At 62.7% G+C, this 25,664-nt stretch carries 29 protein-coding genes and 1 pseudogene; 8 read left to right on the top strand and 22 right to left on the bottom strand.

Going from position 1 to position 25,664, the window contains the following annotated elements:
• Window positions 1–33 precede the first annotated feature (33 nt).
• Together R3X27_RS07175 and R3X27_RS07170 are read right to left on the bottom strand one after the other, a co-directional pair.
• On the bottom strand, window positions 34–1,044 hold the full coding sequence (locus tag R3X27_RS07175; protein ID WP_317708157.1) for a substrate-binding domain-containing protein: 1,011 nt from the start codon (window positions 1,042–1,044) through the stop codon (window positions 34–36).
• Between the two features lie 48 nt (window positions 1,045–1,092).
• Window positions 1,093–2,106 (bottom strand): ABC transporter permease, encoded by a 1,014-nt coding sequence (locus R3X27_RS07170; RefSeq protein ID WP_317708156.1) that lies wholly within the window; start codon window positions 2,104–2,106, stop codon window positions 1,093–1,095.
• 179 nt (window positions 2,107–2,285) lie between these two features.
• On the opposite strand from R3X27_RS07170, the gene R3X27_RS07165 reads away from it, so the two are divergent.
• A complete protein-coding gene (locus R3X27_RS07165) occupies window positions 2,286–3,365 on the top strand; it encodes a LacI family DNA-binding transcriptional regulator (RefSeq protein ID WP_317708155.1) in 1,080 nt (359 codons plus the stop codon).
• Window positions 3,366–3,418: 53 nt separating this feature from the next.
• Here R3X27_RS07165 and R3X27_RS07160 read toward each other — a convergent pair whose 3' ends face one another.
• The 9 genes and pseudogenes from R3X27_RS07160 to R3X27_RS07120 form a co-directional block, all read right to left on the bottom strand.
• Entirely contained in the window at window positions 3,419–3,709 is a 291-nt protein-coding gene (locus R3X27_RS07160; RefSeq protein ID WP_317708154.1) for a putative quinol monooxygenase, read from the bottom strand.
• A gap of 111 nt (window positions 3,710–3,820) precedes the next feature.
• Entirely contained in the window at window positions 3,821–4,678 is an 858-nt protein-coding gene (locus R3X27_RS07155; RefSeq protein ID WP_317708153.1) for an SDR family oxidoreductase, read from the bottom strand.
• Between the two features lie 13 nt (window positions 4,679–4,691).
• Window positions 4,692–5,105, bottom strand: coding sequence for a TetR/AcrR family transcriptional regulator (locus R3X27_RS07150; protein WP_317708152.1), 414 nt, complete (start codon window positions 5,103–5,105; stop codon window positions 4,692–4,694).
• Window positions 5,106–5,216 (bottom strand): annotated as a pseudogene (locus R3X27_RS07145) (helix-turn-helix domain-containing protein); the annotation flags it as partial. It lies immediately after the preceding gene.
• 261 nt (window positions 5,217–5,477) lie between these two features.
• The gene (locus R3X27_RS07140) at window positions 5,478–6,095 is read right to left on the bottom strand and encodes a TetR/AcrR family transcriptional regulator (protein WP_317708151.1); all 618 of its coding nucleotides are present in this window, start codon (window positions 6,093–6,095) and stop codon (window positions 5,478–5,480) included.
• Entirely contained in the window at window positions 6,088–6,960 is an 873-nt protein-coding gene (gene ppk2 / locus R3X27_RS07135; RefSeq protein ID WP_317708150.1) for a polyphosphate kinase 2, read from the bottom strand. The genes R3X27_RS07140 and ppk2 overlap by 8 nt, the downstream gene beginning before the upstream one ends.
• A 51-nt stretch (window positions 6,961–7,011) precedes the next feature.
• Window positions 7,012–7,887 (bottom strand): alpha/beta hydrolase, encoded by an 876-nt coding sequence (locus R3X27_RS07130; RefSeq protein WP_317708149.1) that lies wholly within the window; start codon window positions 7,885–7,887, stop codon window positions 7,012–7,014.
• Between the two features lie 10 nt (window positions 7,888–7,897).
• Window positions 7,898–8,824 carry a homoserine O-acetyltransferase MetA gene (gene metA, locus R3X27_RS07125; RefSeq protein ID WP_317708148.1) on the bottom strand — a complete coding sequence of 309 codons (927 nt, stop codon included), beginning with the start codon at window positions 8,822–8,824 and terminating at the stop codon, window positions 7,898–7,900.
• A gap of 50 nt (window positions 8,825–8,874) precedes the next feature.
• Window positions 8,875–9,756: an ATPase gene (locus tag R3X27_RS07120; protein WP_317708147.1), complete on the bottom strand. Its 882-nt coding sequence runs from the start codon at window positions 9,754–9,756 to the stop codon at window positions 8,875–8,877.
• Window positions 9,757–9,996: 240 nt separating this feature from the next.
• Here R3X27_RS07120 and uvrA point away from each other — a divergent pair, with 240 nt between their 5' ends.
• Both uvrA and R3X27_RS07110 read left to right on the top strand, forming a co-directional pair.
• Entirely contained in the window at window positions 9,997–12,888 is a 2,892-nt protein-coding gene (gene uvrA / locus R3X27_RS07115; protein WP_317708146.1) for an excinuclease ABC subunit UvrA, read from the top strand.
• 61 nt (window positions 12,889–12,949) lie between these two features.
• Window positions 12,950–13,333, top strand: a complete 384-nt coding sequence (locus tag R3X27_RS07110) for a hypothetical protein (protein WP_317708145.1) — start codon at window positions 12,950–12,952, stop codon at window positions 13,331–13,333.
• Between the two features lie 20 nt (window positions 13,334–13,353).
• Here the strand turns inward: R3X27_RS07110 and gluQRS are convergent, their stop codons facing one another.
• The 7 genes from gluQRS to R3X27_RS07075 all read right to left on the bottom strand — a co-directional run bounded on the left by gluQRS (window position 13,354) and on the right by R3X27_RS07075 (window position 18,626).
• Window positions 13,354–14,208 (bottom strand): tRNA glutamyl-Q(34) synthetase GluQRS, encoded by an 855-nt coding sequence (gene gluQRS, locus R3X27_RS07105; RefSeq protein WP_317708144.1) that lies wholly within the window; start codon window positions 14,206–14,208, stop codon window positions 13,354–13,356.
• Window positions 14,205–14,393 carry a hypothetical protein gene (locus tag R3X27_RS07100; protein WP_317708143.1) on the bottom strand — a complete coding sequence of 63 codons (189 nt, stop codon included), beginning with the start codon at window positions 14,391–14,393 and terminating at the stop codon, window positions 14,205–14,207. The genes gluQRS and R3X27_RS07100 overlap by 4 nt, the downstream gene beginning before the upstream one ends.
• A complete protein-coding gene (trmFO, locus tag R3X27_RS07095; protein ID WP_317708142.1) occupies window positions 14,390–15,763 on the bottom strand; it encodes a methylenetetrahydrofolate--tRNA-(uracil(54)-C(5))-methyltransferase (FADH(2)-oxidizing) TrmFO in 1,374 nt (457 codons plus the stop codon). The genes R3X27_RS07100 and trmFO overlap by 4 nt, the downstream gene beginning before the upstream one ends.
• Window positions 15,764–15,812: 49 nt before the next feature.
• Entirely contained in the window at window positions 15,813–16,316 is a 504-nt protein-coding gene (locus R3X27_RS07090) for a hypothetical protein (RefSeq protein WP_317708141.1), read from the bottom strand.
• A gap of 473 nt (window positions 16,317–16,789) precedes the next feature.
• A complete protein-coding gene (yghU, locus tag R3X27_RS07085; protein ID WP_317708140.1) occupies window positions 16,790–17,653 on the bottom strand; it encodes a glutathione-dependent disulfide-bond oxidoreductase in 864 nt (287 codons plus the stop codon).
• 250 nt (window positions 17,654–17,903) lie between these two features.
• Window positions 17,904–18,359, bottom strand: a complete 456-nt coding sequence (locus R3X27_RS07080) for an NUDIX domain-containing protein (RefSeq protein WP_317708139.1) — start codon at window positions 18,357–18,359, stop codon at window positions 17,904–17,906.
• 27 nt (window positions 18,360–18,386) lie between these two features.
• The gene (locus R3X27_RS07075) at window positions 18,387–18,626 is read right to left on the bottom strand and encodes a hypothetical protein (protein WP_317708138.1); all 240 of its coding nucleotides are present in this window, start codon (window positions 18,624–18,626) and stop codon (window positions 18,387–18,389) included.
• Window positions 18,627–18,913: 287 nt separating this feature from the next.
• Between R3X27_RS07075 and R3X27_RS07070 the strand changes: the two genes are divergently transcribed.
• Genes R3X27_RS07070 through R3X27_RS07055 form a run of 4 tightly spaced genes read left to right on the top strand, consistent with a single transcriptional unit; the run spans window position 18,914 to window position 20,206 of the window.
• Window positions 18,914–19,204 carry a DUF6455 family protein gene (locus R3X27_RS07070; RefSeq protein ID WP_317708137.1) on the top strand — a complete coding sequence of 97 codons (291 nt, stop codon included), beginning with the start codon at window positions 18,914–18,916 and terminating at the stop codon, window positions 19,202–19,204.
• Window positions 19,205–19,483, top strand: a complete 279-nt coding sequence (locus R3X27_RS07065; protein ID WP_317708136.1) for a DUF6455 family protein — start codon at window positions 19,205–19,207, stop codon at window positions 19,481–19,483.
• A 43-nt stretch (window positions 19,484–19,526) separates the two neighbouring features.
• Complete coding sequence (locus R3X27_RS07060) at window positions 19,527–19,877, top strand: YigZ family protein (protein ID WP_317708135.1); 351 nt, start codon at window positions 19,527–19,529, stop codon at window positions 19,875–19,877.
• A 50-nt stretch (window positions 19,878–19,927) separates the two neighbouring features.
• Entirely contained in the window at window positions 19,928–20,206 is a 279-nt protein-coding gene (locus R3X27_RS07055; RefSeq protein WP_317708134.1) for a hypothetical protein, read from the top strand.
• Here the strand turns inward: R3X27_RS07055 and rimO are convergent.
• On the bottom strand, window positions 20,203–21,582 hold the full coding sequence (rimO, locus tag R3X27_RS07050) for a 30S ribosomal protein S12 methylthiotransferase RimO (protein ID WP_317708283.1): 1,380 nt from the start codon (window positions 21,580–21,582) through the stop codon (window positions 20,203–20,205). The two genes, R3X27_RS07055 and rimO, sit on opposite strands and share 4 nt — an antisense overlap.
• Window positions 21,583–21,632: 50 nt before the next feature.
• Window positions 21,633–23,534 (bottom strand): tetratricopeptide repeat protein, encoded by a 1,902-nt coding sequence (locus R3X27_RS07045; RefSeq protein WP_317708133.1) that lies wholly within the window; start codon window positions 23,532–23,534, stop codon window positions 21,633–21,635.
• A 157-nt stretch (window positions 23,535–23,691) separates the two neighbouring features.
• Here R3X27_RS07045 and R3X27_RS07040 point away from each other — a divergent pair, with 157 nt between their 5' ends.
• Window positions 23,692–23,898, top strand: coding sequence for a DUF1127 domain-containing protein (locus R3X27_RS07040; protein ID WP_317708132.1), 207 nt, complete (start codon window positions 23,692–23,694; stop codon window positions 23,896–23,898).
• 18 nt (window positions 23,899–23,916) lie between these two features.
• Here R3X27_RS07040 and R3X27_RS07035 read toward each other — a convergent pair whose 3' ends face one another.
• Together R3X27_RS07035 and R3X27_RS07030 are read right to left on the bottom strand one after the other, a co-directional pair.
• A complete protein-coding gene (locus R3X27_RS07035; protein WP_317708131.1) occupies window positions 23,917–24,678 on the bottom strand; it encodes an ABC transporter permease in 762 nt (253 codons plus the stop codon).
• On the bottom strand, window positions 24,675–25,610 hold the full coding sequence (locus R3X27_RS07030; protein ID WP_317708130.1) for an ABC transporter ATP-binding protein: 936 nt from the start codon (window positions 25,608–25,610) through the stop codon (window positions 24,675–24,677). The genes R3X27_RS07035 and R3X27_RS07030 overlap by 4 nt, the downstream gene beginning before the upstream one ends.
• Between the last annotated feature and the right edge of the window lie 54 nt (window positions 25,611–25,664).

Here is a 25,664-nt window from a genome sequence, read left to right as displayed (position 1 = left end):
GAGAACGGGGCCGGCGCAGCGGTCAGGACAATCTCAGAAGAGGTAGTCCTTGTAGGTGTCCTTGTCGGCCAGAACCATGCCGTTGCCGAAGACGAGCAGCCCGTCGCCCGGACCCGGCTTCACGGTGACCTTCTCGTAGCCTTCGACGCCGAGATCCATGCCGTCTGTGATCTCGCCACCTTCAAGCAGGGTTTTGGCAACCGAGTTCATCGCCATGCCAGCCTTCTGGGGGTCCCAGAAACCGATTGCGGTGATGGCGCCCGAGTCGAGATAGGCCGCAGAGGGGTTCGGCAGGCCGGTGCCGACGACGCAGACCTTGCCGGCCAGACCGGCTTCTTCCACGGCGCGACCGATGCCGAGCACGTCATTGCCGGCCGAGCTCTGGAAGCCCTTCAGGTCCGGGTGCTTGCGCAGCAGTTCCTTGGTCTTCTCATAGACGAGGTTGGCGTCGTCGAAGCTCTCATTGTTGGGATCGACAAGCTCCATGCCCGCGTTCTGCGCAGCATTCTCTTCGCCGGCGCCAACCCATTGCATGTGGGTCCGGGAACCGAGCGAGCCGACAAAGGTCGTCCACTTGCCTTCCCCGCCCATGCATTCGACCAGGCGCGCGTTCATCGAGGCGCCGTAATAGGCGTTGTCGAAGGCTTCGACGTCAACCATCGTGTTCTTCTGGTTGTCGGCCTCGTGGGTCACGACGATGGTGCCGCGATCCATTGCGCGCTTCAGGATGCCTTCGATGATCTCCGGATCCATCGGCACGACAGCCAATGCATCGGTGCCCTTGGCGACAAGGTCGTTGATGATCTGGAGCTGCTGTGCGCTGTCGGCGGTCGACGGGCCGACTTGCATGATGGCCATGTCCGGGTTTGCTTCGGCGAATTTCGTCACGCCGGTTTCCATCCGGTCGAACCATGGAATGCCGCTGATCTTGACGACGGTCGTGATCGACTTCGCGTCATCGGCCAGTGCAGCTGTCGAGACCATGCCCATCGCCGATACGACGGCGGCGGCAAAAAGGCTCGTTTTCTTCAGACCCTGTTTCATTCGATCTCCTCCCAAGAGATTTTAAGCGTTTGGGGATTTCCCTCTGGTTCAGGTCTTCGAGGCACGAGGGGGCCGCCCCGAAGAAAGGATGTCCGCGAAATGCTCCACCAGCGCGAAGCGGTTGACGAAGAGGAAGAAGAGCAGCATCGCCCCCCAGGCCAGGTCCCGGACGAAATTGGACAGCCCGATGAAGTTCAGCAGGCTGGAGATGAGCTGCAGCGCGATCGCGGAGAGCACGACATTGACGACGCGCCCGTAACCGCCTTCCGGTTTCACGCCGGCCATGACGGCGATAAGGATGGCGATGAGCAGGTAGGTCGTGCCGTAATCCCACTTCACGTTGACATTGCGAGCGGCAATGATTGCGCCGGAGAGGCCGGCGAGCAGCCCGGACAGCGCATAGGTCGTTGTGATGATCCGCGCGCGAGCGAAGCCGCTGAATTCGGCGGCCTTCTGGTTGGCGCCGGTCATCATCAGCTTGATGCCGTAGGGGGTATACCGCAGCACGATGCCGAGCGCAGTGGCCACAAGAATGAAGAGCAGGAAGCTCCACGGAATACCGAGGAAATAACCGTTGCCCAGTTCGTAGAGCGGTCCCGGAGCGCCGATGCGAACTGCGCGGCCGCTGGACAGCACGACCGTGACGCCGGTGAAGAGCATTTGGGTGCCAAGGGTGCAGAGGATCGGGGTGATCCCCAGCCGCGAGATGATCAGCCCGTTGATCGTCCCACCAATCAGGCCGACGACCGCACAGCCAAGCACGAAGAGGATGGTGAAGGCGACCGGGGCTTCGGAGACCGGGAAGATCTGAAGGGCAACGAGGCCGGAGGCGACGCCGGCAAGGTTCGCCATGGCGATGCCAGAGAGGTCGATGCCGCCATTGCCTGCGCTCATGGCCAGCATGACCCCGATGGCAAGCAAACCAATTTCCGGGACCTGGTTGGCCATGGATTGCAGGTTGAAGAGCGACAGGTAGGTGCCGCCCGACAGGAGCCCGCCTGTGGCGAGAAGGACGACGATCAGCGTGACGAGAAGTACGAAACTTCCATCCAGCTTACGCATGTTCTTCTCCTCCCTTTAGTGAACATTGCATTCTGTTTAGTAAATCGATAGCCTTCTGTTTAGTGACGTTCAACCTATTTTTTAGTGAACCACCGCGTCGAGATGTTGCAGGCTTGGAAACTCTTGCTCGGGCGGTGTACTTAGTTGGGCCAAGGAAGAGAGGTGGCATTCGCAAGCGTATGGAAAGTGACAGGAAAAAGCCGGCCACGCTGCGCCAGGTCGCTGAAAGGGCGGGAGTCTCAGCCGCCACCGCCTCTCTCGTTCTCAACCGAAAGGGAGAGATTTCGGAGGCCACGCGGACCCGTGTCTTGCGAGCTATGGAGGCAATGAACTACGTTCCGCGTGGCGAGAAGGCGCGTGGCGAGGACCTCCCGGCCGATTCGGTTCATACGGTTCGTTTTTTGAAAATCGCGCGGCATGGACAGACCGTGAACCGAAACCACAGCGTCTTCATTTCGGACTATATCGACGGCATGTCGATGGAGGCGACACGGCGCGACTATTCGCTTCAGGTCGTCACCCATGAGGGTGACGATATTTCAAGTATTCTCAGGGGGATGGCGGGCGCCGATCTGCGCGGAATCGTTGCGCTCGGGACCGAGTTGTCGGACGCGGATATCCGTGAAATCCTGGGCTGCGGTATTCCGAATGTCATCATCGACACCCATCGTCCCTTCATGGGCGGAAACTTCGTCGACATGGACAATGACCAGCTTGTCCATCGCGCGCTGGACCACCTGATGAAGCAGGGATTCCGCCGGATCGGCATGGTTTCGAGCTATTCATCGGTGATGAATTTCCGCCTGCGTCACGATGCGTTTCTGCGCGGTATGGCGGCGCATAGGTTGGAAATCGTGCCGGATGACATCCTGTCGGTCGAGTCCACTCTTGAAGGCGCCTATGCTGATTCGGTCGAGCAGATAACGCCCGGCAAGGTGGCCGATGCCTATCTCTGCGCCAACGATATCATCGCTTTCGGTTTCATCCGGGCGCTGCGGGAACGCGGAATCCGGGTTCCGGAAGATGTCTCCGTTATCGGAATCGACAATCTGCCAATGGCTGCGGTCTTCGATCCGCCGCTCACATCACTAAACGTTCCTAAACAAAAGATCGGTGCGATGGCGATTCGGATCCTGGATGATCTAATCATCGCTGCGAGCCCCCAGCCTGCCGTCAAGGTGCTTGTCGCCGGCGACCTCGTTCTTCGCGAGAGCGTCCGCTTGCGGGAAAATGCATCGCGAAAGACAGCCTCGGTCTGAGCGCCGGAGGCCCGGCGACAGATTCGCCCGCCGGACCCTGTCTGCCGAGGCACTTAGCCGATCACGCTCATCTCAATGACCGAGAACGTCGCGATCGCGCCCTCCGTGGCCACTTGGTAGGCCTTCAGATGCGGCGCTTCCATATGGGCCTGCCAAAGCGGGCGCGTTTCCCAGTTTTCGTAGAAGAAGAAATGCGCCGGGTTTTCGTTGTCCTGATGCAGGTCGTAATTGATGCAGCCTTCCTCGGCACGGGTTGGTGAAATGAGCTTGAGCAGTTCGGCTTTCACAAGCTCGATCTTGTCGGGATTGGCGATGATATTGGCCACGATGGTCAGCTTGGACATTGGGTCATTCCTTCTGGAGGTGGAAGGGGTCTATCCGGATGAGCCGGCGGACGGAACGCGACAGTTTCGATTCCGGTCGCGCTCATGCTGGCAGGGAGGCCGCGAAGTGACTCAGCTCAGGAAACGCTCGACGACACGGTCGCGCTGTTTGCACCCGTCCGGATCCAGTCCGGTCTTCAGCTGAGTGAATTCCTCCGACCAGACCGACGTGCGGACGCGCAGCGGTGGTGTTTCGGCCTCGATCGTGGTGAGGACGACGTCCGCCACCTGCTCGGCGTTCTGGTAGATATCCGAGCCGTCCTGCCGACTTTGCGATCCGCCGACATATTTCTGCAAGAGCGGCAGGTAGTCATCTTCCAGCATGCCACCGGTTTCGGCGACTTCCTTGAGGACGGTGTTGGCGAATTCGGTGGCGATGCCGCCGGGTTCGACCGTGGTGAAGTCGATCCCGAAGCCGGGGGTGACATAGCTCGCCAAGGATTCTGTCAACCCCTCGACGGCGAATTTCGCGCCGCAATAGATCTCGTTGAAAGGTTGGCCGACCAACCCGCCAACGGAAGAGATATTGACGACATGACCAGCTCTTGCAGCTCGCATATGTGGGAGTACGGCACGGGTGCAGCGCACGACTCCCATGAAGTTGATATCCATGATCCGTGCGATCTCGGCATCGCTGGCCTGCTCGATATTGCGCACGAATCCCAGGCCGGCATTGTTGACCAGCGTGTCGATCCGGCCGTGCTCGCGGATGATCCGTGCCACGGCCTTGTCGATCGAAGTACCGTCCTGCACGTCCAGTTGCATCAGGTTCAGGGCAACGCCTGCGGCCTCGGCTGCCGTCTCAAGCGCCGCACTCCGGTCGAGATTGCGCATCGTTGCATAGACGATATGGCCCGCCTGCGCGGCCTGGACCGCGATGGCGATACCGAGCCCGGTCGACGTGCCGGTGACGAGAATGACCTTGGTCATCGGGAGTTCCTTTTCAATTAGCGGCGATGGCGCGCCAGACCCGGTCAAAGGTCTGTTCCACCATGTCGCGGGGGATGTCCTTGCCCGACAGCACGGCGCTGCGGGCGAGCTGCATGGCCGGAGCGACCAGCAGCAGTGAGAGGATGCGCGGTTCCAATGGGGCCAGCGTGCCGTCATCGGCGCCACGCTTGAGCAGTGCGGCGATGTCCTCGGCGAAGCCGTCGGCGATGGATTGCTGTTCCGGTGTCAGGATCTTCGCGGCGCTGCCATATTCGAGGAAGAGGAAGTCCCGTGGTTGGGCGGCGACGAAGTCGAACATGTCGAACCACATTTGCCGGATCATCGTCGCGCTTTCGGGGGCGTTGCGGCTGGCGGTTACACGCTCGTGAAACTCGGTCTTCACCTCGAGATAGACCTTCTGGAGCATGTCGTCCTTGCTGTCGAAATGGACATAGATGGTGCCGGCAGAGACTTGCGCCCGTTGGACGACCGCACCGACGGAGACGGCTCCGAAACCCTTCTCGACGGCTTCGGCGATGACAGCGTCGCGCAGTTTGCGGCGCGTCTGGTCCTTGGTGGTGCGTGGCGTCGGGCTGGTCCTTTCGGGAGTTAGGAGTCATTTATGATAATGGATATTCATTATCAAGTGGGGCTGCGCAATTCGGCTGGACGCAGGCTCGAATCCGAAATTGTGGAAGAGCTTGAGGCGGTCAGACGCCGTTGGCGAACGGTGACGAGCAGGACCTCAGGGGCAAGTCTCGCTGTGCTGGGTTTGGTTCGCAGCGAACTGTTCGTATTCTCAGGCGTCCGGCGGCAACAGGCCCAATCCACGCAGATAGATCCCGATCCCGCTTTCCAGCAGGTCCTCCGGCGGGAAAGGCGCCCGCCCGCCCGGAGCGCCGCGCGCGTAGAGCTCGACCACGCCATGCGACATTGCCCAGATATGCGCCGATACCATCTGGGCCGGCGGTCGTTTCTCGGGCGGAATGTGGTCCGACAGCTCTGCTGCTGCGCGTTCCAGCACGGCTTTCGCCCGTTCCGCAGCGGCAGCCAACTCGGCACTTCGATTCATCGACAGCCCGCTTTCGAACATCGCCTGATAGTGACCGGGATATTTGCGGGCAAATGCGAGATAAGCGCGTCCCGTCGCCTCGAAACTGGCAAGGGCCGAGGGGCGTCCGGAGTCGAAGGCAAACTCCATCAGGTCGGCAAAGATGCCGAAGCCCTGGCGGGCGATCTCCGCGATCAGGTCCTCGCGCCCTTCGAAATGGCGATAGACAGCGGCGGGGGTTACCCCGGCTGCCTTGGCTGCTTCGGAGAGCGTGAAGCCCTGCGGCCCCTTCGCCTCGATCAGACCGGTTGCCGCGTCGACAAGAGCCTGGCGCAGATTACCGTGGTGATAGCCACGTTTAGGCATGGATCAGGGCAGGACCCCCGCAGATCTTCGGATCGACCTCGCCGACAACCTTGTCCTTCTTGCCGTCATAGTCGATCTGGCTCAGCACGAGCCGGATGCTCTCGATCCGCGCCCGGCGTTTGTCATCGGCCCGGATCACCGTCCAGGGCGCATAGATCTCGTGCGTCAGGTGGAGGGTTTCGGAAATTGCGTCCGAATACTCCTCCCAATGGCTCAGGCCATCGACATCGATCTGGCTCAGCTTCCACTGCTTGAGCGGGTCATGCTCGCGCGAGAGCATCCGGTTGAGCTGCTCGGCCTGCGAGATGTTGAGCCAGATCTTGAACAGACGGATGCCGTCCTCGGTGATCAGCTTCTCGAAATCGGGAAGCTGCTTGAAGAAAGCCTGCCGCTGGTCGTCGGTGCAGAAGCCGAACACCTTCTCGACAACACCGCGGTTATACCAGGAGCGGTCGAACAGGCAGGTCTCGCCCTTGGCTGGCATCTGCTCGATATAGCGTTGGAAATACCACTGGTTCGCTTCGCGGTTGGTCGGCGTGGAGAGCGCCACGATCCGGGTCGCGCGCGGGTTCATGTGTTCGGAGAAACGCTTGATCGCGCCGCCCTTGCCGGCCGTGTCCCGGCCTTCGAAAACCACGCAGATCCGCTCGCCCTTGTGCTGCGACCAGGCTTGCATTTTCACCAGTTCGATCTGCAGCTTGTTCAGCGTCTCCTCGTACTCCGCCTTCGGCATCCGTCCCTCATAGGGGTAGGGCGCGTTGAGAATCGGTTTCCCATTGGCTTCCTTGACGGATTTGCGGACAGTGTCAGGAGCGTTTCTCTTGTAGAACGCGCTGATCGCACCTTCGAACGGCAGAGTGGACATGGCTTCGCTTGCTTCCCTTGCTTTGCTGGCCACTATGGCGCTCGCGCGCGCTCAGCGCAATCCGGCGCGCGCTACCGCGCGTATAATCGTCGCGACCACCGGATCGGGCGCAACGTGATGAGGCATATGCCCAATTCCCTCCAGTTCGGTCAGGCGTCCCTGAGGCAGCCGCCGCGCCATCTGCCGCGCATGCACCATGACCGAGCCGACAGCATCATGGCTGCCATGGAGTATCTCGACCGGCAGGTCCAGGCCGGCATAGAGCTTTGCCATTTCGGCCACCTGCGGCGCGAGCTTGCTGACCTGCCGCGAATTGGCCCGGAAGCTTGGCCGACGGAATTCAGGCGGCAGCAACAGGTGATCTCCATAGCCCGGCGGCACGGGCTGGGGCGTGAAGATCGCCTCCAGTGTGGAATGGGTGAAGGCGCGGGAATTGACCACCGCGATGACCGACACCAGCGCCGCTCCGTCCTCCTCGCGTGAGGCGAGACGGCGAAAGGCGTCCATGGTCTCGGGCCAGGGCATGACGATGCCGGCCAGCGTGACAATGGCGGCAACGCGAGGGCTGCGGCTCAGTCCCCAGGCCATCGCGACACCGCCTCCGAAGGAATGCCCGACCACGACCGCCCTTTCGATGCCGAGCGCCTCTGCCGCGCGGTCAAGATGCGCGGCCTGCTCGGCCATGCTCTCGCCATCCCTGTGCAACGCTTCGGAGCGGCCCATACCGGGGCGATCGAAGGCCGTGACGCGGAACCCCGCAGCGACAAGCCGATCAACGAAGCCGAAGGTGAAATCCTGCGCATTGACCGAAGCGCCATGGATCAGGATCACATCCGGGCCGTCTCCGTATACATGGGCATGTACACGTTTTCCGTCGACTTCCAGAAACCGGCCGGCGGGGACGAACTGGCTGCTCGGCTGGTCCATGTGGTGCCTCCTACCAGTGGCCCGACCCAATGGCCTCGAGATCGAACGGGGTCGATTGGTAGATGTCGTTGATCCAGTTGCCGTAAAGAAGATGCGCATGGCTGCGCCAGCGATTGGTCGGGATATTCTCCGGATCGTCGTCCGGGTAATAGTTCACCGGCACGTTGATCGCCTTCCCGGCCGCGACATCGCGATCATATTCTTCCTTCAGCGTGAAGCTGTCATATTCGAAATGGTTGAACATGTAGAGCGCACGGTGGGCCGGATCTTCGACCAGCGCAGGTCCGGTCTCGTCGGAGGCGATGAGCGGGATCAGGTCAGGCTGGGCCTCGACTTCGTCCATACGCACCTCCGTCCAGCGGCTCACCGGCATCAACAGGTCATCCGAGAAACCGCGCAGAAAAGGCGAGGCAGGGGCAAGGTTGCGGTGCCGGAAACAGCCGAACGCCTTTGCCGGCAGAATGTGTTTCTGCACGCCGTGGAAGTGGTTGACCATCGCCATCCCGCCCCAGCAGACGCCGAAGGTCGAGTGAATATTAGTCTGTGTCCAGTCGAAGATCTGCGTGAGTTCATCCCAATAGGTCACCTCCTCATAGGGGAGTTGCTCGATCGGAGCGCCGGTGATGATGAGGCCGTCATATTTCTCGTCCCGAACATCCTCCCAGGGGCGGTAGAACTCGGCCATGTGCTCGGCGGCGGTGTTCCGGGTTTCATGGGAGGAAATGCGGATCAGGTGCAAGTCGATCTGCAACGGCGTCGCGCCGATCAGCCGGGCGAATTGCGTCTCCGTCTGGATCTTCTTCGGCATCAGGTTCAGCAGCGCGATCCGGAGCGGCCGGATATCCTGACGTTCGGCGCGTCCCTCGCCCATGACCATGACGCCTTCGTTCTGCAAGACATCATAGGCAGGCAGGGTCGAGGGCATCTTGATCGGCATGGGGTTTCCTTCTCGTGAAGCCGTTCAGATAAGGTTTTGCTAGGCGGTGCTCAAGAGGGCGTGCGGCTGATGGCCCGGCCGATCAGCGCATCGAACGCCTTCGGGCTATCGGCCGACGCGACCTCTTCGGCGGTGATGGTCACGCCCCAGTTGCGCGCCATGGTGGCATAGGCGGGCTGGCGCGCATCCATGGCGCGACGATAGGCGAAGCGGACGAAGCTGTCAGGGTCGACATCTTCTGCCCGAATGTTGTTCTCCCGCAGGAAGGCGTTCCAGCTCTGCTCCGTGAAGGCGGCGCGGTAGCACATCGGCTTTGGCGCTCGCTCGAAGCGGCGGACCAGCTCTTCGCTATGGGCCTCCGAGCCTTCGATCCATACCAGCAGCATCGATCGGGAGAGCTCGGTCAGGATCGGGTCCTGCGGGTCTTCAGGGTCCACGACTTCGCAGATGGAGCCGCCAGAATCGCAGACGAAATGTGGGTAGCTGTAGATATCCCCGGCGCGCTCGATGAAACGCGGCGCGTCGAGCAGGGCGGCGCGTTCGGCGGCGTGGTGTTGCTCCTGGCGCTTGCGGTACTCGTCGATGGAAAGCCCGCCCTTGGCCGGATCGCCCGGCTTGCCGAGATAGGTCGAGAGCGGGGCAAGATTGTTGAAGGTGATATTGGAGGCGATGTAGATCGAATCCGAGAGCAGCAACTCGCGCAGATGCGGCACTTTCATCGCCTCGCGCTTGAATTCGTCGGAGATAAGCTCGCCCATGTAGCGCGTGCCGATGCGGTAATCGACCGAGTAGTGGAACCAGTCGCCACTTCCGCGCAGCATGTTGGAAACATGCGTCTTCCCCAAGCCGGACATGCCGAAGAGCAGAACGCGTTTCTGGGGCGCGGCCTCCCAGGCGGCGGCATCGGGGTAGAGACGGGGCTGGTATGTCATGCAGGTTTGGTAGCGCCCCGTTTGGAGGGATGCCAGTAGCAATTGCGCAAGAGACGCGGATGCCGCTTCGACAGACCGCTGCATTCAGGGGCGAGCCGTGGTGCTTCCGGCGATCGAACGCGCATCTGAAAGGGCTGTGATGGGCGGAATTGCCGCCATGTTTATATTTTGTTCTCATTTTGCGATTGGAGAATCCGCCCTGATCGCTTATCTGGTGGTCCATCCGTCAAGGGGTGAGGCATGGCTGAACAGAAGTTCATCGAGGTGCGCGGCGCGCGCGAGCACAATCTCAAGAATATCGACGTGGATGTTCCGCGTGACGAACTGGTTGTGATCACCGGACTTTCCGGCTCTGGCAAGTCGAGCCTCGCCTTCGACACGATCTATGCCGAGGGGCAGCGGCGCTACGTGGAATCGCTTTCCGCCTATGCGCGGCAGTTTCTCGACATGATGGAGAAACCGGATGTGGACCACATCACCGGCCTCTCCCCGGCGATCTCCATCGAACAGAAGACGACATCGAAGAACCCGCGCTCGACCGTCGGCACGGTGACGGAGATCTACGACTATCTCCGGCTTCTCTTCGCCCGCGTCGGCACGCCCTTCTCGCCCGCCACCGGCCTGCCCATCGAGGCGCAGCAGGTACAGGACATGGTCGACCGCGTGGCGACGCTGGAGGACGGCACGCGTGCCTACCTGCTCGCCCCCATCGTGCGCGACCGGAAAGGGGAATACCGCAAGGAATTCCTGGAGTTGCGCAAGCAGGGCTTCCAGAGGGTCAAGGTGGACGGCGCCTTCTACGATCTCGACGAGCCGCCCAAGCTCGACAAGAAGTTCCGCCATGACATCGATGTCGTGGTTGATCGTATCGTGGTCCGCGAGGGCATAGAGACCCGGCTGGCAGATTCCTTCCGCACCGCTCTGGATCTCGCCGACGGCATCGCCATCCTCGAGACCGCGCCGAAAGCTGAGGACGGTGAACCGGAACGACTCACCTTCTCTGAGAATTTCGCCTGCCCGGTCTCCGGCTTCACCATCCCCGAGATCGAGCCGCGTCTTTTCTCTTTCAACGCCCCTTTTGGAGCCTGTCCCGAATGTGACGGGCTTGGGGTCGAGCTCTTCTTCGATGAGCGCCTCGTGGTGCCCGATGCAACCCTCAAGATCGCGGATGGGGCGCTGGCGCCCTGGCGCAAAGGCAAGTCGCCCTATTTTCTGCAGACCATCGAGGCCATCGCAAAGCATTACGAGTTCGACAAGAATGCCCGCTGGAAGGACGTGCCAAAGAAGGTCCAGCAGGTCTTCCTTCAAGGCTCCGGCGAGGAGGAGATCGAGTTCCGCTATGACGAAGGCGGGCGCGTTTACCAGGTGACCCGAAGCTTCGAGGGCGTGATCCCGAACATGGAGCGGCGTTACCGGGAGACGGATTCCAACTGGATTCGCGAGGAATTCGAGCGGTACCAGAACAACCGCCCCTGCGGCAGCTGCGGCGGCTTCCGGCTACGGCCCGAGGCGCTGGCGGTGAAGATCGGGTCCGCCGAGGGCGGTGAGGGCGGGCTTCTGCATGCCGGTCAGGTTGTGCAGATGTCGATCAAGGAGGCGCTCGACTGGTGCGAGAGCGTTCCGGCCAGCCTGACCGTCCAGAAGAACGAGATTGCCCGGGCGATCCTGAAGGAGATCCGCGAGCGGCTTGGCTTCCTGAACAATGTCGGCCTGGAATACCTCTCGCTGTCGCGCAACTCGGGCACGCTGAGCGGTGGCGAGAGCCAGCGCATCCGGCTGGCCAGCCAGATCGGCTCGGGCCTGACGGGCGTGCTCTACGTGCTCGACGAACCCTCCATCGGGCTGCACCAGCGCGACAATGACCGGCTGCTGGGCACGCTGAAGAACCTGCGCGACCAGGGCAACACGGTGATCGTGGTCGAGCATGACGAAGAGGCGATCCGCGAGGCGGATTACGTCTTCGATATCGGCCCCGGCGCGGGCGTGCATGGCGGCGCGGTCGTGGCCTGCGGCACGCCAGCGGAGATCATGGCGCATGAAGGCTCCGTGACCGGCGAATATCTCAACGGCACGCGCGAGATCCCGATCAGCCAGCTCCGACGCGAGGGCAATGGCAAGAAGGTCTCGGTGGTCAAGGCCACCGGGAACAATCTCAAGCAGGTGACGGCCGATTTCCCGCTAGGGAAATTCGTCTGCGTGACTGGCGTGTCCGGCGGCGGCAAATCCACCCTGACCATCGAGACCCTGTTCAAGACCGCCTCGATGCGGTTGAACGGGGCGCGTCAGACGCCGGCGCCCTGCGAGACGATCAAGGGGCTGGAGCATCTCGACAAGGTGATCGATATCGACCAGCGCCCGATCGGGCGCACGCCGCGCTCAAACCCCGCGACTTATACCGGCGCCTTTACCCCGATTCGGGACTGGTTTGCCGGGCTCCCAGAGGCAAAGGCCCGCGGCTATAAACCAGGGCGCTTCAGTTTCAACGTCAAAGGGGGGCGTTGCGAAGCCTGCCAGGGCGACGGTGTCATCAAGATCGAAATGCACTTCCTGCCGGATGTCTATGTTACGTGTGAAACCTGTCATGGCGCCCGGTATAACCGCGAAACCCTTGAGATTAAGTTCAAGGGAAAGAGCATTGCCGATGTTCTCGACATGACGGTCGAGGATGCGCAGGCCTTCTTCAAGGCGGTGCCCTCGATCCGGGAGAAGATGGATGCGCTGGTCCGCGTGGGGCTGGGCTATATCAAGGTCGGCCAGCAGGCGACGACGCTCTCGGGCGGCGAGGCGCAGCGGGTAAAGCTCTCCAAGGAGTTGGCCAAGCGCTCGACGGGCCGCACGCTCTATATCCTCGATGAACCAACCACGGGGCTGCATTTCGAGGATGTCCGCAAGCTCCTTGAGGTCCTGCATGAACTGGTGGAGCAAGGCAATTCTGTCGTGGTGATCGAGCATAATCTCGATGTCATCAAGACGGCGGACTGGATCATCGATATCGGGCCTGAGGGCGGCGATGGAGGGGGGCGGATCGTGGCGACGGGAACGCCGGAGCAAGTGGCCGAGGAACCGGAGAGCCATACAGGGCGCTATCTCAAGCCGATGCTGGCAGCGGCCGGACGTGTGGCGGCCGAATAGCATTTCAAATCTTCGCCGCATTTTCCGTGCAGGATGCTGTTGCAGCCCTGTCGGAGAGAAAATGCGTCCCCTTATGCTTTGTCTGACCTGTCTTTGCGTCGCCCTCGGGGCGGTCCGCGCCGAAGCGGGCCAGCCGTTCAGCGAGAGCCTCGTCGATTGCGCGGCGCTTTTCACGATCTCGAACCGCGCCTACCCGGAACGCCGCCACGCGGGCAAAGGGCTCGCGCTGGAGCAGCTCGGCGAGACATTTCTTGCAGCGGCCGAGGCGCGGGCGCGGGCAGAAGGGCGAACAGATCCGACCGGTTATATCTGCGACCTCGAGGCCGAGAAGACAGCAGCCTGGGACTCGCGCGGCGCGTTCTTCGTCTTCAGCGAGGAGTTTCGGGACTGGACCAGCTATTGCCGCTCTCTGTCGGATCATCTCGGGATCTCATTGCCCCGGTAGGATGGCGCGTTCCGTCCGTTTTAGTTCAGACCGACGCGGGCCCGGATATCTGCCGGCGTGTCACCTTCGGCTCGGTACTTCGAGATTGCGCGCGCGTCATCCCGCTTGGCGAGGCGCTTGCCGGCCTCGTCGCGGATCAGGCGGTGGTGGTGATAGCGCGGAGTCGGCAGGCCAAGCAGCATTTGCAACAGGACATGGATCGCCGTGGCCTCGAAGAGATCCTGGCCGCGGATGACATGGGTGATGTCCTGAGCCGCATCATCGAGCACGACGGCGAGGTGGTAGGATGTGCCCATGTCGCGGCGGACAAGGACGATATCGCCGATGCCGTCGATCATCTGGTCCCGGTGGATGACCTGCAGGCCGGTCTCGCCATCCGGGCCGGCACCGTCCTCCCGGAACGACACGACATCTGTCTCCCGCAGGGCTTTGTGCATATCGAGCCTGAGCGGCTCGTCCGGCATCGCGGTCGGACGGGCCTTGCCACGGCAGGAGCCCGGATAGACGATGCCATCCGGACCGACCGGTGGTTCCGTCCCTTCCTGCGGCGCGCTGGCGGCTTCGAGAATATCGCGGCGACGGCAGGTGCAGGGATAGAGGAGGCCGCGCGCCCAAAGCGTTTCAAGCGCGGCACGGTAGGCCGGCAGCCGATCGGACTGGCGCAGGACGGGCTCCGGCCAGTCGAGGCCGAGCCAGTGCAGATCGTCGAAAATCTGCGCCTCCCATTCGGGCCGGGCGCGGCTGCGGTCGATATCCTCGATGCGCAGCAGAAACGTGCCGCCTGCCTTTCGCGCCATGTCGGATGCCAGAAGCGCCGAATAGGCGTGGCCGAGATGCAGCGGCCCGGTGGGGGAGGGCGCGAAGCGGGTCCTCATGGCCCCTTGGTCACCACGCCCTGGTGGATCAGGAACCAGGCCAGCAGGATGAACATCGGGTGGGTCAGGCCGCCGGAAAAGATCACCGCAGGCAGCCAGATCACGAAGACGATGATCCCGAGGATCGGCCGTCCTGCGATCATGATCGACAACGGCGGCAGGAGAAGGGCGAGGACATAGTTCATGGGGCAGGCTCCATCGCGGGGGCGGGTGCGGGCAGGCCGAGCCAGTCGCTCCAGGCTGCCTTGGCGCGGTCTGTATAGATCTTGTAGCGGACCTTCCGCCCCTTGCGGCCACCCTTCGCGTCAACCGGGCGGAAGAGGCCGAAATTCACGTTCATCGGTTGGAAAGTCTTTGCCTCGGCGCCGCCGGTGATATGGCTCATGAGCGCGCCCATGGCGGTGTCGACCGGGACGGGCGGGAGGGTTTCGCCGCGCAGCTCGGCGGCGGCCAAGCGTCCGGCGATCAGGCCCATCGCGGCGCTCTCGACATAGCCTTCGACGCCGGTGATCTGGCCGGCAAAGCGGATATGTGGCTTCGACTTCAGGCGCATCTGGTCGTCGAGCAGGGTCGGCGAGTTGATGAAAGTGTTTCGGTGAATGCCGCCGAGCCGGGCGAAACGGGCATTTTCCAGCCCCGGAATCATGCGGAACACCTCCGTCTGGGCGCCGTATTTCATCTTCGTCTGGAAGCCGACGATATTGTAGAGCGTGCCGAGCGCGTTGTCGCGCCGGAGTTGGACGACGGCATAGGCCTTGTCCTCGGGACGATGCGAGTTGGTCAGGCCGACCGGTTTCATCGGCCCGTGGCGCAGGGTCTCGCGGCCACGCTCGGCCATGACTTCGATGGGCAGGCAACCGTCGAAATATTTCGCCGTCTCGCCGGCTTTGAACTCGGTCTTCTCGGCAGCGAGCAGCGCATCGATGAAGGCTTCGTACTGGGCCTTGTCCATCGGGCAGTTGAGATAGGCCTTCTGCTCGGCCTCGGTCTCGCCCTTGTCATAGCGCGACTGCATCCAGGCCGTTTCCATGTCCACGGAGTCGAAATAGACGATAGGGGCGATGGCGTCGAAAAAGGCGAGGCTGTCCTGACCCGTCTCGGCGGCGATGGCTTCGGCCAGTGCGCCGGAGGTCAGCGGGCCGGTGGCGATGATGACGGGACCGTCCCCGGGGCCGGGAAGGGCGGAGATCTCGCCCTCGGCAATCGTAACATTGGGATGGGCGTGGAGTTTGCGCGTGACCTCTTCGGCAAAGGGATCGCGGTCTACGGCCAGTGCGCCGCCAGCGGGGACCGCAAAGGCGTCTGCCGTGGTCATGATCAAGCCGTTCGCCGTGCGCATCTCCCAATGCAGCAGGCCGACGGCGTTGTTCTCGTCATCGTCGGAGCGGAAGGAGTTGGAACAGACCATCTCGGCGAGATTGCCGGTCCGGTGGGCGAAGGTGCCGACGGTCGGGCGCATCTCGTGCAGGACGACAGGCACGCCCAGTTCGGCGGCCTGCCAGGCGGCTTCGGAGCCGGCCATGCCGCCTCCGATGATATGAAGGGATTTTGTCATGGGGCCGATCTAGGGGATCGGCGACCCTTTTGAAAGGCCGCGCGGCGGATCAACCGGTGCGGGCGTGCTCGAAATCTTCCTGAAACAGCTCTTCCATCTCTTCCATGGAGAGCCGGTCTTGAGACGAGTTTAGATTGGGCGCATTCAGCTCGGGCCGGTATGTTTTCTGGAGCAGGATGTTTCCGCGGGAGCGGGAATAGGTCAGCATGAGCGCGCCGATCAACGCCAGGTCGCGCCAGAACACGCCCAGATCGGTACCCATCCCTTGCTCCATCATCCGCAGGTAACTGGCCCAGAAGGTCAGGATCCCGAGCAGGAGCGCGGCGCCGCGCAACCAGATTCCGACCATGATCATGTAAGCGAGCAAGAAGATGGATGTGGCCGAAATTGGCCCGGCAAAGGAGGCTGGCAGAGTTCGTTCGGTGAGTGGTAGCAGATCTATCCCCGGAAACAGCCCAATCGCACCGGCGAGAAAATAGGAGGCGACGAGGCAACGCAGGAGCGTCTGGGCATGATGCCCGAGAGGTGGGTGCGATCCGGTTCTTACTGTCATGCTCGTGTCCCTGTTCGAGGCCGCATCGGGGGCGAGCGGGGGGCTCTTCCTCCGCTGCGGCGACAATCCCTGTCAGCGTTGAGAATTGTTCAGGAAAGGGGCGGGTGCAGGGAAGCTTTGTGGAATTTCCGAAGGAAGATCGTGGTGGAAATTGGAGACGGAATGTTTCCAAATGGGGAATTATGGCCCGGAAAAGCCTTGAATCTTCAGGAAATGGCGTGAATCGGGCGAAGAGTGGGCCCAACTTCGCCACGCTTTGGCCTCATTGCGGCGGGGAGGGGCCAGATGCGTCTGGTTTTGCCCCAATCTTTTAGAGAAGGTTACCGGCTCTTTGTTTCCGACTCGCTGACAGTCGCTGTGGGGGGCTGACATGCCGCGACGGCCCGGATCCGCAAAACCGGCACAAGAAAGCCCCCGCCGGTGTTTCGACGAGGGCCTGGGATCAGAAAATGATAACCGGTCTGACGATCCCGTCAGCTCGCGATTTCCAACTGGTCTTGTGTGCGCAACTCGAAATCGGAGGCGTCATGGCGCTCGTGCAACTGTTCCTCGAGCGGGCCTGATGTGCGATTGACCTTCCGGCCACGCGCAACGGCCGGGCGAGCTGTGATCTCGTCGCTCCAACGGCGCAGGTTTGCATAGCTCTGGACATCGAGGAATTCGCCTGCGTCGTAGAGATTGCCAAGCACGAGATTTCCATACCAGGGCCAGGTCGCAATATCGGCGATCGAGTAGTCCTCGCCACCAAGGAAACGGCTCTCGGCGAGGCGCCGATCAAGGACGTCCATCTGACGCTTGGCTTCCATGGTGAAGCGATCGATCGGGTATTCGAACTTTTCCGGCGCATAGGCGTAGAAATGTCCGAACCCGCCGCCGAGATAGGGCGCGGAGCCCTGCAGCCAGAAGAGCCAGTTCAACGCTTCAGTCCGCGCTGCGGGATCCTTTGGCAGAAAGCGCCCGAATTTCTCTGCCAGATATAGCAGGATCGCACCGGATTCGAATACGCGCGAGCCTGTCTCGGTGTCCAGAAGCGCCGGGATCTTAGAGTTCGGGTTCACCTCGACGAAACCGGACGAGAACTGGTCGCCATTGCCGATCCGGATCAGGTGGGCATCGTATTCCGCACCGCTTTCGCCCGCGGCCAGCAATTCCTCGAGCAGGATCGTAACCTTTTGTCCGTTCGGAGTGGCCAGAGAATAGAGCTGGAGCGGGTGGCGCCCGCGCGGCAGCACCTTGTCATGAGTCGCACCGGCGATGGGGCGGTTGACGCTTGCCCATTCGCCACCGTTTTCGGTGTCCCAGGTCCAGACCTTGGGCGGTTGGTAATTGTTTGACATATGTCGTGTTCCTTTTGTTCGAACGGCAGGGAGGGACCGGCGTGCCTGTGCGCGGACACTCGATGTAATCGTCCCGGCTGCCGGTGCAAGTGCCCAGGCGCACGCGTCCTGTGCGCTCCGTCGAGTTTGACGAGCTCAGCCGCACCTCGGATCGAGACATCTCGCGGTGCGAGCTGTGTCGGGTGGCGCGCAGTTTTTCATGGGCGCTTTGTGTACAGGTTCAGCCGCGTAGTGCCGCCGGCCGAAGGAGTCAGCGCACCAGGCGCTCGAGCGGGTCGTAGAGCAGGCCTTCGCCCCAGGCTGCCTGTGCCAGTGAATCCGGCTTCACGCGCAACGTCCCGATGCTGTCCCTGGTGACCCATTGGCGGTGACTCACGACGCCCTCGGGGTCTTGCCAACTCTCTGACAGGCTGCCAGCGACCAGTTCGCAGCGGAAGAAAACCTCCACTTGGTGGAAGCCGGACCCGGGATCGTGGAACTCGTTGACGAGGCAGGGCGCGCCGACCGCTATCTGCAAGCCGGTCTCCTCCATGACTTCGCGCTGCAGGTTCTCGGGGAGCGACTGCCCGGGTTCCACGCCGCCGCCGGGAGCACACCAGAGGTCGCATGCCGGTCCGGGCCAGGCATTGACCAGCAACAGGCGCCCGCGCTCAAGCACGAGCGCGCGCGCGGCGAGGCGCGGGGAGGACGGGGGGCTTCGATCCATGCGGTATTCGGTTCTTTCGCCAGGGGGCTAGTCGCGCATCTCGCGCAGTTGGTACACGCCCTCCGGCAGGTTCAGCGCCGCGGCAAGGTCCCTCAGCTGCTCCGGCGACAGGGTGATCTTCTGGACCCTGTCAGTCTGCGGTTCCAGTTGCTCGATCGTGATGCATTCCTCGAAGGCATTGATCGTGATGTCTTCATGGATGGGAATATCGCCCTCGTCGACAAGGGTGATCACGGTGGAATCGAATTCATGCTCGATGGTAAACATGCGGAGAGTCTAACGGGGGACCGCCCCGCTGTCAGCCTTTCCGGGACACGAGGCCGGGTGTTTTCGGTGGACCTGCGATGTGAGGCCGGATTCGGGTTTTGCTCGAAAAAGTGGCGATATTTCCGGATCGGAGGTTTTTTTGAGCGCTTTTTGGTGTGGTGCGGCGCTAACATCGGCTGTTTTTGGCCCTTTGGCCGGATCAAGACGTTTGCTTGACCTGTGTCAAAGCGCCAACGAGATCGAGATGTCACCTCTGCCGCCGACATATCGAAGACAGGACTGCCGCAATGAAACCTCTCGGCCCGCAAAGAGACCATTACTGGCTGGCATTGAGCATGGCCAAGGCTGCTGGCGTCGACCTCCAGGCAGCTATCGACGAGGGACGTTTCAGCCAGACGAAATGGGCCGAAACGGTCCATCGCTGTCGAGGCTGCGACTGGGGTGGGGACTGCCCGCATTGGCTGCACGAGAATCCCGAAGCCGAAGCAGCCCCGGAGAATTGCGTGAACGCCAAGCTGTTTGCTGCGCTGAAGGCAACGCAGGAGACGGGGCGGCTATCCGAACAGAAACAGAGCTGAATGACGGAGGGCCACATGTGCATTCCGGGCGATACCGATTTCCACTTCTGGCTGACGCGAAGTGTTGGGCGCTGTATCGGGCTCAACTTCCGTGAGGCGATGGATGAAGGCCGGCTGAGCGCGGAGGGCTATCTTGGCCTCGTGCAATCCTGCCAGAGCTGCTGCAATGTCTCGTCCTGCCAACATTGGCTGGGCGGGCAACGAGGCATGCCGAAGATGACCCGTGCGCCGGATTTCTGTCCCAACGGACGCATGCTGGACTCGTTGCGCCCGCACTGAGCTCGCATTGAGCTCCCCGTCATTCAACGCTAGAGCCTCGGCCATGGAAGTCTTTGACGCAGTTCTCACGGATCGCGGATCGAAATATGCCGTGTCCGGTGGTCCGGTGGCCAGCCGGGAAGAGGCTGTCACCTTCGTCAAGACGCTCTGCCGCAAGAAGAAGTTTGCCAAGGCGACCCATAACACTTGGGCCGTTCTGCTGCCCGGTGGACCGCTCAAGAACGACGACGGCGAGAGCGGCGCGGGGATGGTGATCCTGCGCATGCTCGAACGCGAGGGGCTGGAGGGCCATATCGTCGTGGTGACGCGCTGGTATGGCGGGGTGAAGCTCGGCGGCGACCGCTTTCGCCGGGTGCAGGACGCTGTGCGCTACTATTTCGATCATCGACTCTGAGGAGCGGCCGCGTCCTGTGGTAGTATAGAGCGCGTTTGCAGGAGAGAATTATGCGTGCACTCTATTTTGCTTCCCTGGCCCTGACGCTTGTGACCTGTACCGAGATGGCCGGTGCGACCCTCCCGCTTGGTGCGGGATATCGTGATCCGGCCGATCAATGCGTCCGCGTCGGCGAGAACGAGTTCACCAACCAGTTCCTGGGCGATGCCTCCGATCTCGTCGGATGCCCGGTGGATTACGAGGGAACCGGCGTCTTCATGACCGAGACCGGCGCGGTGCTGGTTGCTGTCGCCGATGGCTACGAACTCTATTCCGTGCCGCAGCGTTAGACCAGCCGGCCCCAGAGGTCGTATTCGCTGGCCTCATCCACCTCGACCGTGACGATCTGGCCGGGTTCCAGCGCCTCGAAACCCTCGTCGATGAAGAGATTGCCGTCGATCTCCGGCGCATCGGCCTTGGTGCGGCAGGTGGCGGCATCTTCCTCGACCAGATCGACGATCACCTCCATCCGCTGCCCGACCTTCGCGGCCAGCTTCTCCTCGGAGATTGCCTGCGCCTTCTCCATGAAGCGTTCCCAGCGGTCCTGCTTGACCTCTGCCGGGACATGATCCGGCAGGTCGTTGGAGCGCGCGCCATCGACATTCTCGTATTGGAAGCAGCCGATCCGATCGAGCCGCGCCTCGTCCATCCAGTCGAGAAGGGTCTGGAACTCCGCCTCCGTTTCGCCGGGATAGCCGACGATGAAGGTCGATCGCAGGGTGAGACCCGGGCAGACCTCGCGCCAGGCGGCGATCTCGTCCAGCGTCTTGGCGGCAGCGGCAGGGCGGGCCATGCGCTTGAGCGTCTCGGGATGGGCGTGCTGGAAGGGGATGTCGAGATAGGGCAGGACCAGCCCGTCGGCCATCAGCGGGATCAGCTGGCGCACATGCGGGTAGGGATAGACGTAATGCAGCCGGGTCCAGGCGCCGAGCTTGCCCAGCTCGCGGGCAAGGTCGGTGATATGGCTGCGGATCTCGCCGCCCTTCCACGGGTGGCTGTCATGCTTGCGGTCGACGCCATAGGCCGAGGTGTCCTGGCTGATGACCAGCAACTCCTTCACGCCGCTCTCGACCAGCTTCTCCGCCTCCCGCAGCACCGCATGGGCGGGGCGGCTGGCAAGGCGGCCGCGCATGTCGGGGATGATGCAGAACTTGCACTTGTGGTTACAGCCCTCGGAGATCTTGAGATAACTGTAATGGCGCGGGGTGAGGCTGACGCCGCTGGCCGGCATCAGGTCCACGAACGGGTCGGGATCGGGTGGCACGGCGGCATGGACGGCGTCCAGCACCTGCTCGTATTGATGCGGGCCTGTGACGGCGAGCACCTTGGGGTGGACGCCAGTGATATAGTCCGGCTCCGCGCCAAGGCAGCCGGTGACCAGCACCTTGCCATTCTCTTTGAGCGCCTCGCCGATGGCTTCCAGGCTCTCGGCCTTGGCGCTGTCGAGAAAGCCGCAGGTGTTGACGATAACCGCGTCCGCGCCCGCGTAATCAGGCGAGATCCCGTAGCCCTCGGCGCGCAGCCGGGTCAGGATCCGTTCGCTGTCGACCAGCGCCTTGGGACAGCCGAGCGAGACCATGCCGATGGTCGGCTGGCCGGGGCGGCTGGACTCGGAGACTTGCGCGCGGGCGAGGTCGGGGCGGAGATCGGGCGGGTTGCTGGACATGGGCGGCGTATAGACGGGAAGGCGCGGCGCGAAAAGCCCGGCTTTGGCTTTCACACGAAATCGCAAATCGACTGCAAGGCGGCGATGTAGTCCGGATCATGGGTCCAGTTGGGAAGCTGCGTCGCCATCATCTCGGGGGTGACCTGCGGATTGGTCTCGCGCCATTTTCTGGCCGCCGCCAGTGCCTCGGCGCGGTTGCCCGCCAGAAAATGGGTTCCAAAGAGCATGCGATAGGCCCAGGTGGCGCCGGACCCTTCCTGCAATCCCCGCTCGATCAGGTCTATGGCCTCGTCATACCGCCCCGCCGCTCGCAATGCCGCGGAACGGCCGAAGAGCAGGTTGAAATGGAACGGATCCAGCGGGCTCAGGCGTTCCATGATGTCGAAATGCGCCAGGGCGGCTTCGACCTGCCCGGAGAACACGTTGTTCCAACCCCGTCGCAGCCAGCCCCAGGCATTGTTTGGATCGAGCACCAGGGCCCGGTCGAGACAGGTTTCCGACAGGCTGTAATCATGCTTGGAGATCGTGATCGCCGCAGCGAGGGCCACGAGCGCGTTGGGGTCGTCTTGGACCATTGGCAACGTGCGGGACACCAGGTCCTCGACGGCGTCACGATCCGCGTCCGGGGTGGTGCTCCAGAGGTAGCATCCCTGCTGCGCGTGGCACCACGCCTTCATCGACCGCGCCAGCGGATAGTCCGGGTCGCAGGCCAGCGCTTCGTCGTAGAGAGCCAGTGCCCGCGAATTGTCCTCGCGGCGATGCGACCAGAACCACGGATAGGCCGTCAGCACGAGGTCATAGGCGGTCCGGTCCCGCGGCGCCTTGGCGCGCGCGCGCTCGATCTCGGCGCTGCGCAGGTTGGGCGAGAGCTGTCCGGCGACATGGGCGGCGATGCGGTCCTGAAGGTCGAACAGGTTGTCCAGCCGCTCGTCCTGGCGGTCGGACCACAGGACATGCCGGCTCCGGGACAGGACCAGCCGCGTGGTGATGCGCACCCGGTCGCCGGCCCGCTGGAGGCTGCCTTCGAGCAGGTAATCTGCGCCGAGCCGCGCACCGGCCTCCTCGGCGGGCACATCCTGTCCGCGCAGGGCAAAGCTCGACTGGCGCGCGATGACGTGGAAATCGCAGCTGCGGCTGAGGGAGGCGGTGATCTCCTCGACAACCCCATCCGCGAACATGTCATTCGGGTCGGAGCCGATCTCGTCGAAGGGGAGGATCGCCAGAACCGGTCGCCCGTCCTTGCCCGTCGCGCAGAGCTCGGGGGCTACGGGCGGTGCCGCAACGGCCGGCGCGCCCTGCCTGAGATCCTCGGCGAGGGCGCAGGTTTCCGGCAGGGGGGACAGGTCGAGCTCTTCGGCGAGGTAGGTCTCGAAGCGTTTCAGCCGGGCGAGCGCCCCCGGCCGGTCGCCGCCGCGCAGGGCCGCCCGCAAGAGCACCTGCATGGCAAGCTCGCTTGCCGGGTCCACGTCCAGCGCGGTCAGGGCGGCGTCCTGCGCGGTCTTGCCATCGCCAGCCTCCAGAGCGGCGCTCGCTTCGGCCAACCAGTTCTCGCGCGCCCGGTCCAGCCGCCGCGCGCGTTCATCCCGCAGCCAGTCCTCGAAGCCACGCGACGCGAGGTCGAACCCGTCGAGCAAGGGGGCGCCCTGTCCCGGCAGGATCCGGAGTGTATCGAGTTGAAGGCGCACGTCGGAGCGGTCTGCTGCCAGCACCGCCTCCGGCAGGATGCGCCGGAGCCGCGACAATTCCTGGCGTAGGGAGGCGCTGGCCTGTTCGCGGCTGCGCTCCGACCAGAGCAGTTCCATCAGCACAACGCGCGACGCCACCATGCCCGGCTGGCAGGCGAGATAGGCCAATAGCGCCTGTCCCCGCTTCGACAGGCCCTCGATGGGCATATCGGCAGGGCCCAGGGCCTCGAAGCTGCCTTCGAGGCGCAAAGTGAGCGCATGTGTCATGGATTTCGAAAGTAGCGGGTTTCACGCTGGCAGATCAAATGCGCTGTCGCTTTTCACGAAGAAATTGCGCTGCGACGCCCGGATTTTGCGCTGCCGATTGCGTTGGCGTTGCGGCGGGCGCGCAGGATGGAGTTGTCAGATCGAACAGGAGAATCCGATGCAACATATTTCCGAGACCCGCATTTCCGCCCCCCAAACCGCCCACAGCTCCATCGGCTCGCGGCTGCTTCACTGGCTTCTTGAAATGGATCGCGGCCACCGCGAGCGCCGCGTGCTGGAACGGCTGAGCGATCACCAGCTCGACGATATCGGTCTGTCGCGCTCCGAGCTTGAAGCCGGGATGACGGCGCGTCGCGACTGCTGACTCCGCGCGGGCTGGCGGTCAGGGCTTGATCCGCCAGCCGGTCCTGAAGATCCACCAGATCGCGGCGAGACAGGCGCTCAGGAAGATCGCGATGGCGAACAGTGATATCCCGACAGGGACGTCCGCCACGCCGAAGAAGGACCAGCGAAAGCCCGAGATCAGGTAAACCACCGGGTTGAACAGACTGACGGTCTGCCAACCGGACGGCAGCATGGAGACCGAGTAGAAGGCCCCGCCGAGAAAGACGAGCGGGGTGACCACGAGAAGCGGAATTAGCTGGAGCTGCTCGAAATTCTTCGCCCAGATGCCGATGATGAACCCCAGCAGCGCGAAGCTGAGAGAGGTCAGTACCAGGAAAGCCACCATCCAGACCGGATGTGCGATTGTGAAATCGACGAAGAAAGTGGACGTGATCAGGATGATCACGGCGATCATCAGCGCCTTGGTGGCGGCCGCGCCAACATAGCCCAGCACAATCTCGAGGACCGAGATGGGGGCCGAGAGCAGCTCATAGAAGGTGCCGATGAACTTGGGCATGTAGATGCCGAAGGAGGCATTGGAGATCGATTGCTGCAGCAGGGTCAGCATAATCAGCCCCGGCACGATGAAGGCGCCATAGGGGATGCCGTCCACCGTGTCGATCCGCTGTCCTATCGCCGTTCCGAAGACGACAAAATAGAGCACGGTCGACAGGACGGGAGAGACGATGCTCTGTGCCAGCGTCCGGAAGGTGCGGTTCATCTCGAACCGGTAGATCGACAAGACAGCCTGCCAGTTCATTGCGCGTTCCTTCCCTTGTCGACCAGCTTGAGGAAGACATCCTCCAGCGAGCTCTGCCGCGTTGTCAGGTCCTTCAGGGACAGACCCGCGCCGGCCACGGCGCCCAGCAGCCGGGTCATGCCGGTGCGCTCGGCATGAGCGTCAAACTCGTAGGTCAGCCGCAACCCGTCGTCGGAGAGCTGCAGGGCAAAATCGCCAAGCGCGTTGGGTACGGTGTCCAGAGGTTCCCCCAGCTCCAGCACCAGCTCCTTGCGGCCGAGCTGGTGGAGCAGCTTTGCCTTCTCCTCGACCAGCAAGAGCCGCCCGTGATCGATCACGCCGATCCGGTCGGCCATCTCCTCGGCCTCTTCGATGTAATGGGTGGTCAGGATGATGGTAACACCGTCGGCGCGCAGCTGGCGCACAAGGTCCCACATCTCCCGGCGCAGGGTGACATCCACGCCCGCTGTCGGCTCGTCGAGAAACAGCACGCGCGGTTCGTGGCTCAGCGCTTTCGCAATCAGCACCCGCCGTTTCATCCCGCCCGAGAGCTGCTGGTTGCGGCTGTCGCGCTTCTCCCAGAGCGAGAGCGCGCGCAGGACGCGTTCCAGGTGGCCGTCATCCCGCGGCTTGCCAAAAAGGCCGCGCGAGAAGCGTACAGTGTTGAGGACCGTCTCGAACGGCTCGATGGTTATCTCCTGCGGGACCAACCCGATCATCGCGCGCGCAGCCCGGAAATCCTGCACGATGTCATGCCCGCCAACCGAGACAGTGCCAGAGCTTGGCGAGACCAGCCCGCAGATCGTCGATATCAGGGTTGTCTTGCCCGCGCCGTTCGGCCCGAGCAAGGCCAGGATCTCGCCCTCCTCGATCTCGAGGCTTACGCCCTTGAGCGCCTCGAAGCCACCTTCGTAGGTCTTCTCCAGATCCCTGACAGAAATGATCGCAGACACCTATGTCTCCCCTTCTCGCTGCCGGTCGGCTTATCTGAAATTGCCCGGTGAGCC

It is taken from the genome of Tropicimonas sp. TH_r6 (genome assembly GCF_033101155.1).
Classification (GTDB): Bacteria; Pseudomonadota; Alphaproteobacteria; order Rhodobacterales; family Rhodobacteraceae; genus Tropicimonas.
Note: the sequence above shows the minus strand (reverse complement) of the source record. Positions and strands in the feature narration are given on the sequence as shown.

Excerpts from the sequence above, each read along its gene's own strand:
- R3X27_RS07055 (WP_317708134.1), top strand. The coding sequence starts at position 19,928 with ATGCGTGCACTCTATTTTGCTTCCCTGGCCCTGACGCTTGTGACCTGT.
- R3X27_RS07140 (WP_317708151.1), bottom strand. The coding sequence starts at position 6,095 with ATGCCTAAACGTGGCTATCACCACGGTAATCTGCGCCAGGCTCTTGTC.
- R3X27_RS07070 (WP_317708137.1), top strand. The coding sequence starts at position 18,914 with ATGAAACCTCTCGGCCCGCAAAGAGACCATTACTGGCTGGCATTGAGC.
- R3X27_RS07040 (WP_317708132.1), top strand. The coding sequence starts at position 23,692 with ATGCAACATATTTCCGAGACCCGCATTTCCGCCCCCCAAACCGCCCAC.
- metA (WP_317708148.1), bottom strand. The coding sequence starts at position 8,824 with ATGCCGATCAAGATGCCCTCGACCCTGCCTGCCTATGATGTCTTGCAG.
- R3X27_RS07080 (WP_317708139.1), bottom strand. The coding sequence starts at position 18,359 with ATGGATCGAAGCCCCCCGTCCTCCCCGCGCCTCGCCGCGCGCGCGCTC.
- R3X27_RS07120 (WP_317708147.1), bottom strand. The coding sequence starts at position 9,756 with ATGACATACCAGCCCCGTCTCTACCCCGATGCCGCCGCCTGGGAGGCC.
- R3X27_RS07060 (WP_317708135.1), top strand. The coding sequence starts at position 19,527 with ATGGAAGTCTTTGACGCAGTTCTCACGGATCGCGGATCGAAATATGCC.
- R3X27_RS07150 (WP_317708152.1), bottom strand. The coding sequence starts at position 5,105 with ATGCTCCAGAAGGTCTATCTCGAGGTGAAGACCGAGTTTCACGAGCGT.
- R3X27_RS07165 (WP_317708155.1), top strand. The coding sequence starts at position 2,286 with ATGGAAAGTGACAGGAAAAAGCCGGCCACGCTGCGCCAGGTCGCTGAA.
- R3X27_RS07090 (WP_317708141.1), bottom strand. The coding sequence starts at position 16,316 with ATGACAGTAAGAACCGGATCGCACCCACCTCTCGGGCATCATGCCCAG.
- R3X27_RS07130 (WP_317708149.1), bottom strand. The coding sequence starts at position 7,887 with ATGGACCAGCCGAGCAGCCAGTTCGTCCCCGCCGGCCGGTTTCTGGAA.
- R3X27_RS07045 (WP_317708133.1), bottom strand. The coding sequence starts at position 23,534 with ATGACACATGCGCTCACTTTGCGCCTCGAAGGCAGCTTCGAGGCCCTG.
- R3X27_RS07110 (WP_317708145.1), top strand. The coding sequence starts at position 12,950 with ATGCGTCCCCTTATGCTTTGTCTGACCTGTCTTTGCGTCGCCCTCGGG.
- rimO (WP_317708283.1), bottom strand. The coding sequence starts at position 21,582 with ATGTCCAGCAACCCGCCCGATCTCCGCCCCGACCTCGCCCGCGCGCAA.
- R3X27_RS07075 (WP_317708138.1), bottom strand. The coding sequence starts at position 18,626 with ATGTTTACCATCGAGCATGAATTCGATTCCACCGTGATCACCCTTGTC.
- uvrA (WP_317708146.1), top strand. The coding sequence starts at position 9,997 with ATGGCTGAACAGAAGTTCATCGAGGTGCGCGGCGCGCGCGAGCACAAT.
- R3X27_RS07175 (WP_317708157.1), bottom strand. The coding sequence starts at position 1,044 with ATGAAACAGGGTCTGAAGAAAACGAGCCTTTTTGCCGCCGCCGTCGTA.
- R3X27_RS07065 (WP_317708136.1), top strand. The coding sequence starts at position 19,205 with ATGACGGAGGGCCACATGTGCATTCCGGGCGATACCGATTTCCACTTC.
- gluQRS (WP_317708144.1), bottom strand. The coding sequence starts at position 14,208 with ATGAGGACCCGCTTCGCGCCCTCCCCCACCGGGCCGCTGCATCTCGGC.
- trmFO (WP_317708142.1), bottom strand. The coding sequence starts at position 15,763 with ATGACAAAATCCCTTCATATCATCGGAGGCGGCATGGCCGGCTCCGAA.
- R3X27_RS07155 (WP_317708153.1), bottom strand. The coding sequence starts at position 4,678 with ATGACCAAGGTCATTCTCGTCACCGGCACGTCGACCGGGCTCGGTATC.
- R3X27_RS07100 (WP_317708143.1), bottom strand. The coding sequence starts at position 14,393 with ATGAACTATGTCCTCGCCCTTCTCCTGCCGCCGTTGTCGATCATGATC.
- yghU (WP_317708140.1), bottom strand. The coding sequence starts at position 17,653 with ATGTCAAACAATTACCAACCGCCCAAGGTCTGGACCTGGGACACCGAA.
- R3X27_RS07035 (WP_317708131.1), bottom strand. The coding sequence starts at position 24,678 with ATGAACTGGCAGGCTGTCTTGTCGATCTACCGGTTCGAGATGAACCGC.
- R3X27_RS07160 (WP_317708154.1), bottom strand. The coding sequence starts at position 3,709 with ATGTCCAAGCTGACCATCGTGGCCAATATCATCGCCAATCCCGACAAG.
- ppk2 (WP_317708150.1), bottom strand. The coding sequence starts at position 6,960 with ATGTCCACTCTGCCGTTCGAAGGTGCGATCAGCGCGTTCTACAAGAGA.
- R3X27_RS07170 (WP_317708156.1), bottom strand. The coding sequence starts at position 2,106 with ATGCGTAAGCTGGATGGAAGTTTCGTACTTCTCGTCACGCTGATCGTC.